Raw genomic sequence first — 5,303 nt, 5'->3', positions numbered from 1 at the left:
CCATTTCGCCGGCCGGCAGGTCGCGTTCGAGCCGGCGCCGGGCGCGCAGGCGCTTGGTCGCGAAGAAGGATTCGCTCAGGAGATCCCGGGCGAAGCCGGTGCGCAGGGCCGTGAACAGGGCCGGCCGGGTGGTGACCCGCACCGAGCCGGCACCCAGCCGGTGCGGCCCGACCCGGGGGCTGTCACCCGCGATCCGGCCGCCTTCGAGCCAACTCGCCTCGCCGTCGATCGCCCCGAAGGTGACCGGGAGCACCGCCCGCTCGGCCAGCGCCTGCGACCGCGAGTAGCCGATCACCGCGAGCCCCGGCGCTTCGAGGTCGAGTTCAGGCCCGCGGCCGAGGGCGGACGGCCGGTAGGGCAGGCCGAGGATGCGCCGCCCGTCCGCCCGCTCCAGGGTGCCGGACAGGAACAGGCCGATCTCGGCCGCCTCCATCACGGGCAGCATCGCCCGGGACCACGCTCCGGCCTCGGCCTCCTCGGTGGAGGAGTCATCCGCGCCGGGACGTCCCGGGACCGGGAGATGGTGGACCTCGTCGATCACCAGCAGTGTGCGATGGGCCCGTGCCTCCGCCAGGTGCAAAGCCGGGGCGGCCGCCACCGCCTGATAGGTCGTGACGTAGCCGGCGAGGCCCCGGGCGGGATCGCGCTCGTTGTCGGCCGCGCGGACGCTGAGCGCATGCCCGAACGTCGCCCGCCAGAGCGGATCGGCGAAGGCCTCCTCGGCCTGGAGGCGTAGGGAATCCCGCGGCACCACCCAGACCACGCGGTCCACTCGGCCCGCCGCGATCAGCGTATGCGCCGCGATCACGGGCAGCAGCGACTTGCCGCCGCCGGGCGTCACCGCCGCCAGGATCTTCTGGACATGCCCCGCCTGCCCGCTCGCCATGGCTGCCACGAGGGCCATCAACGTACGCTGGTGCGACCGCAGGGACGGGGCGGGACGGGTCAAGGGCCGGTGAAACAGGGCGACATCCGCGCACCGTGGCCGATCCGGATTCTTTTGTGAATCCCTGGGGACACGGAACGTTCGCGTTTTCGTCCCGGGTGATGAGGTGGCGTACGCCGGTTCGGTTGGAAGGAGCCGCTGCGCGGCGCGTCCCATGCTGGGTCCGGGGCGCATTCCGCTGGCGCTGCATGCGCCCGTGAAAGAGCGCGGCGTTTCATCCCGCGCCGCCCCTTTCCCGGACAGGTGGAGCGGAGCGGAACCTGATCCGGGACCCAGCACGGGACCTGCCGCGCAGCGGCTCCGAAATCCTCAACCCCGGAGAAGCGTCGTAAACGCGCCCCGGGAGGCGGGATCCGGCCATGACAAGCGTTGACACCCGGCCAGCCCCTCACCATAAGGGCGCCGCGGGTGAGAAACCCGCCTTGGGGGAATGTCCCGAGCGGCAAAGGGGGCGGACTGTAAATCCGCTGCGTAAGCTTCGTAGGTTCGAGTCCTACTTCCCCCACCAAGCTTTTTCGAAAAGCCTGCCCGATCAGCCCTGCTTCGCCAGGGCCGCCTCGATGCGCGCGGCGGCCGCGGCCGAGAACCCCTTTCCGGCCAGCCCCTGCCCGGCGGCCGCCTGACCGGTAAGATTGCGCCGCTTGCCCTCCGGCAGGTGCGTCTTGCGCAGGGCGTGCGCGTCGCGGTGGCTGGCATGGGTGATCGCGATAGCCAGCGCGTCGGCGGCGTCGGCGACGCGGAATTCGGCCTTCGGGAGCAGGAAGCGGACCATCGCCTGGATCTGCACCTTCTCGGCGTGGCCGGAGCCGGCCACCGTCTTCTTGATCAGGTTGGCGGCGTACTCGAACACCGGGAGGCCGGCGAGCGCCGGCACCACCAGTGCCATGGCCCGGGCATGGCCGAGCTTGAGCGTCGCCTGGGCGTCCTTGTTGACGAAGGTCTCCTCCACGGCGACCTCATCGGGTGTCTGCGCCGCGACGATGCGCCCGATCCCTTCGAACAGTTCGCGCAGGCGCAGCGCCAGCGGCAGGTCGCCGTCCGAAGTGACGACCCCGCAATCGCCGTAGGTCAGCTTGCTGCCCTGCGCGGTGATCAGGCCCCAGCCGGTGCGGCGGAGCCCCGGGTCGATCCCCAGGATGCGAATGATGCTGCTCATGACGCTCCAGGGCTTTTTGTCTCGTCCATCGTCGTGTTCCGAAAGGCGGCCGCGTCCTTTCCGGCCGGCTGCCCTCGACGATCGGCCCGAGCGTGCCGTACGTATCGTGAACGCCTGGTTTCACCAAGGGACCGGGATTCAGGGAGCCCGACCATGAGCGCGTCAGCACCGATCAGCCGCTTCCCGGTGCCGAAGCTGTCCGAGATGCCCGAGGATCTGCGCGCCCGCATCGCCCTGGTGCAGGAGAAGGCGGGCTTCGTGCCCAACATCTTCCTGGCATTGGCTCACCGCCCGGACGAGTTCCGCGCCTTCATGGCCTATCACGACGCGCTGATGGACAAGCCCGGCGGCCTCACCAAGGCCGAGCGCGAGATGATCGTGGTCGCCACCAGCGCGGCCAACAATTGCCTCTACTGCGTGATCGCCCACGGGGCGATCCTGCGGGTCCGGTCCAAGAACCCGCTGCTCGCCGACCAGGTCGCGGTCGCCTACGCCAAGGCCGACATCACCCCGCGCCAGCGCGCGATGCTGGCCTTCGCGCTGAAGGTGGCGCAGGAGGCCCACACGGTCGAGGCCGAGGACCACGCCGTGCTGGCGGGCCACGGTTTCAGCCCGGACGACATCTGGGACATCGCGGCGATCACCGCCCTGTTCGCCCTGTCGAACCGGCTGGCCAGCGTGACGGAGCTGCGGCCGAACGACGAGTTCTACACGATGGGGCGGTGAGGCGCCCTCACCCGCGGCGGCCGAGCAGGATCATCGCCGTGCCAGCCAGGCACACGGCGCCGCCGGCGATATCCCAGCGGTCCGGCCGCTGCCCTTCCGCGAGCCACAGCCACAGCACCGAGGCGGCCACGTAGACTCCGCCATAGGCCGCGAAGGCGCGCCCCGCCGCCGGGCTGTCCACCAGGGTCAGCAGGCCGGCGAACGCCACCAGGGAGGCGGTCCCCGGCAGGGCCCACCAGGCCGAGCGGCCGAGCCGGAGCCAGGCCCAAAAGGCGAAGCATCCGGCGATCTCCGCGAGGGCGGCGCCGGCATAGGCGAGGAGCGTCATCGCACGAGCCTTCGCACGGGAATCAAACTGGGGCGAGCCGGGATGGATCGACTGGCCGACCATGAATCCTCGGAAGACTTTCAACCGAAGTGCAAGATGCTCCCGCGCCCAAGATCGGCTAAGACCGATCCCGATCGCTTCCGCGTGCTTCCCGGGCCCCCGCCCGATCCACCGCCCCCGGCCATGTCAGACCCGATCGAGACCGCCCGCCTCCAAGTCCTCCACAGCTACGGCATCCTCGATACGCCGCGTGAGCCGGCCTTCGACGACATCGTCACGCTGGCGACGCAGATCTGCGCGGTGCCGGTGGGTCTCGTCAGCCTCGTCGCGGCCGACCGGCAATGGTTCAAGGCCCAATGCGGCTTCCCGTCCTGCGAGACGCCCTTGAGCCAGTCGGTCTGCGCCCACGCGCTGACCGCCGCGGACGGGCTGCTGGTGATCCCCGACCTGACCGCCGATCCGCGCACCCGCGAGAACACCCTCGTGACGGAGGCGCCGTTCATCCGGTTCTATGCCGGGGCGGTGCTGCGGACCGATGACGGCGTCTCGCTCGGAACCCTGTGCGTGATCGACACGGCGCCTCGGCCGGACGGGTTGAAGCCGGATCAGGCCTTCGCCCTGCGGGCGCTGGCGCGGCAGGTTATGGCGCAGCTGGAACTGCGCCGCGCAGTCCGGGAGCGGGAGGGGGCGCTGGCCGCCGAGCGCCAGGTCCGCGACGCCCTGGCGGTCTCGGAGGAGCGCTACCGCCTCTCGTCACGGGCGACCACGGACCTGATCTGGGACTGGAACCCGCAGACGGGCCGGATCCACTGGGATGAGGGCTTGTCGGCTTTGTACGGATATCAGCCGACGGAAATCGAGCCGAGCAACGATTGGTGGTACGCGCATATCCATCCCGAGGATCGCGACCGCGTCCGCCGCAGCGTCCAGGCGGCCATCGACGGCGCACCCCTGCGCTGGAGCGAGGGATACCGGTTCCGGCGGGCCGACGGGAGCTATGCCACCGTCCTCAACCAGGCGATCATCGTCCGGGGCTCGGAAGGCAGAGCCACCCGGATGACCGGCGTGATGCTGGATGCGACGCAGCAGGCCGAGGCCGACGCGCATCGCGAGATGCTCAGCCAGGAACTTAGCCACCGGCTCAAGAACACCCTGGCGATGGTCCAGGCGATCGCCTCGCAGACCCTGCGGGACGCCCCCGACGTCGCGTCGGCCCGCGACGCCCTGCTGCAGCGCCTGCTGGCGCTCGGCAAGGCGCACGACATCCTGCTCGCCGGCAATGCCGAGCGGGCCGGCATGGAGGCGGTGATCCGCGGGGCCCTGGCGCTCCACGACAATGCCCGCGCCGGCCGCTTGCGGATCGAGGGGCCGCCCCTCGACATCGGGCCCAAGGCGGCCCTCGCCCTGGCGCTGATGATCCATGAGTTGGCGACCAACGCGGCGAAGTTCGGGGCCCTCTCGGCGGCGGCCGGCGCTGTCGGCGTCACCTGGCAGATCGAGACCCGGGGTGACAATCCGCACCTTCGCCTCAGCTGGGCCGAGTCCGGTGGGCCCCCGGTGACCGCGCCGTCGCGCAAGGGGTTCGGCACCCGCCTGATCGAGCGCGCCTTCGCGGGCACGGTCGCCGGGGACGTCGCCCTGGATTACCGGGAGACCGGCCTGCTCTGCGTCCTCACCGCGCCGCTGGCCGGTTTCCAGGGCAAGGACGGGATTTTGAACTGAGGGGCGACCCTGCTCGACGTTAAGCCCCCGACAACGAAAAACCGGTCGAGTGGGGCCATGAGCGCGCGCGACACGGCCGATGACCTGATCCTGCTTCCGGGCGATGCGCACCTGCGCGAGGCGGTCCATGCCTGGGTCGACGGGCTGGCGCGGGAGCGGCGGATGTCGCCCAACACGGTGGAGGCCTACAGCCGGGACCTGCGCCAGTTCCTGGTCCACCTGGCCTCGCGCCTCGGCACCCCGACCATCCCGATGCTGGTGGCCCTGAAGGTGCGCGACATCCGCGCCTTCATGGCCGCCCGCCGGGCCGAGGAGGTGTCCGGCCGCTCGTTGATGCGGATGCTGGCGGGCTTGCGCTCGTTCGGGCGCTTCCTGGAGCGCGAGGGCTACGGCAGCGTCTCGGCGCTCGGCGGCGTGCGCGCGCC

General features: G+C 71.0%; 6 protein-coding genes and 1 tRNA gene. 4 read left to right on the top strand and 3 right to left on the bottom strand.

Annotated features, from left to right (window positions below; translation table 11 throughout):
• A partial coding sequence (locus FV228_RS19395; protein WP_246693955.1) for a DEAD/DEAH box helicase family protein occupies positions 1 to 904 on the bottom strand: 904 nt, incomplete at its 3' end.
• A gap of 466 nt (positions 905 to 1,370) precedes the next feature.
• Between FV228_RS19395 and FV228_RS19390 the strand changes: the two genes are divergently transcribed.
• Positions 1,371 to 1,454 (top strand) — tRNA-Tyr (locus FV228_RS19390).
• A gap of 24 nt (positions 1,455 to 1,478) precedes the next feature.
• Here the strand turns inward: FV228_RS19390 and ruvC are convergent.
• On the bottom strand, positions 1,479 to 2,102 hold the full coding sequence (ruvC, locus tag FV228_RS19385; RefSeq protein ID WP_147856115.1) for a crossover junction endodeoxyribonuclease RuvC: 624 nt from the start codon (positions 2,100 to 2,102) through the stop codon (positions 1,479 to 1,481).
• Between the two features lie 153 nt (positions 2,103 to 2,255).
• Between ruvC and FV228_RS19380 the strand changes: the two genes are divergently transcribed.
• The gene (locus FV228_RS19380; protein ID WP_147856114.1) at positions 2,256 to 2,828 is read left to right on the top strand and encodes a peroxidase-related enzyme; all 573 of its coding nucleotides are present in this window, start codon (positions 2,256 to 2,258) and stop codon (positions 2,826 to 2,828) included.
• A 7-nt stretch (positions 2,829 to 2,835) separates the two neighbouring features.
• On the opposite strand, the gene FV228_RS19375 is transcribed toward FV228_RS19380, so the two are convergent.
• A complete protein-coding gene (locus tag FV228_RS19375) occupies positions 2,836 to 3,156 on the bottom strand; it encodes a YnfA family protein (RefSeq protein ID WP_147856113.1) in 321 nt (106 codons plus the stop codon).
• Positions 3,157 to 3,339: 183 nt separating this feature from the next.
• Here FV228_RS19375 and FV228_RS19370 point away from each other — a divergent pair, with 183 nt between their 5' ends.
• Both FV228_RS19370 and FV228_RS19365 read left to right on the top strand, forming a co-directional pair.
• Positions 3,340 to 4,878: a PAS domain-containing protein gene (locus FV228_RS19370; protein ID WP_187277820.1), complete on the top strand. Its 1,539-nt coding sequence runs from the start codon at positions 3,340 to 3,342 to the stop codon at positions 4,876 to 4,878.
• A gap of 57 nt (positions 4,879 to 4,935) precedes the next feature.
• A partial coding sequence (locus tag FV228_RS19365; RefSeq protein WP_187277819.1) for a site-specific integrase occupies positions 4,936 to 5,303 on the top strand: 368 nt, incomplete at its 3' end.

The organism is Methylobacterium sp. WL18 (genome assembly GCF_008040015.1).
Classification (GTDB): Bacteria; Pseudomonadota; Alphaproteobacteria; order Rhizobiales; family Beijerinckiaceae; genus Methylobacterium; species Methylobacterium mesophilicum.
The sequence above is the reverse complement of the archived record's forward strand: the minus strand, read 5'-3'. Positions and strand labels throughout refer to the sequence as shown.

Coding starts and splice junctions, on each gene's coding strand:
- FV228_RS19370 (WP_187277820.1), top strand. CDS start 3,340: ATGTCAGACCCGATCGAGACCGCCCGCCTCCAAGTCCTCCACAGCTAC.
- FV228_RS19380 (WP_147856114.1), top strand. CDS start 2,256: ATGAGCGCGTCAGCACCGATCAGCCGCTTCCCGGTGCCGAAGCTGTCC.
- ruvC (WP_147856115.1), bottom strand. CDS start 2,102: ATGAGCAGCATCATTCGCATCCTGGGGATCGACCCGGGGCTCCGCCGC.
- FV228_RS19375 (WP_147856113.1), bottom strand. CDS start 3,156: ATGACGCTCCTCGCCTATGCCGGCGCCGCCCTCGCGGAGATCGCCGGA.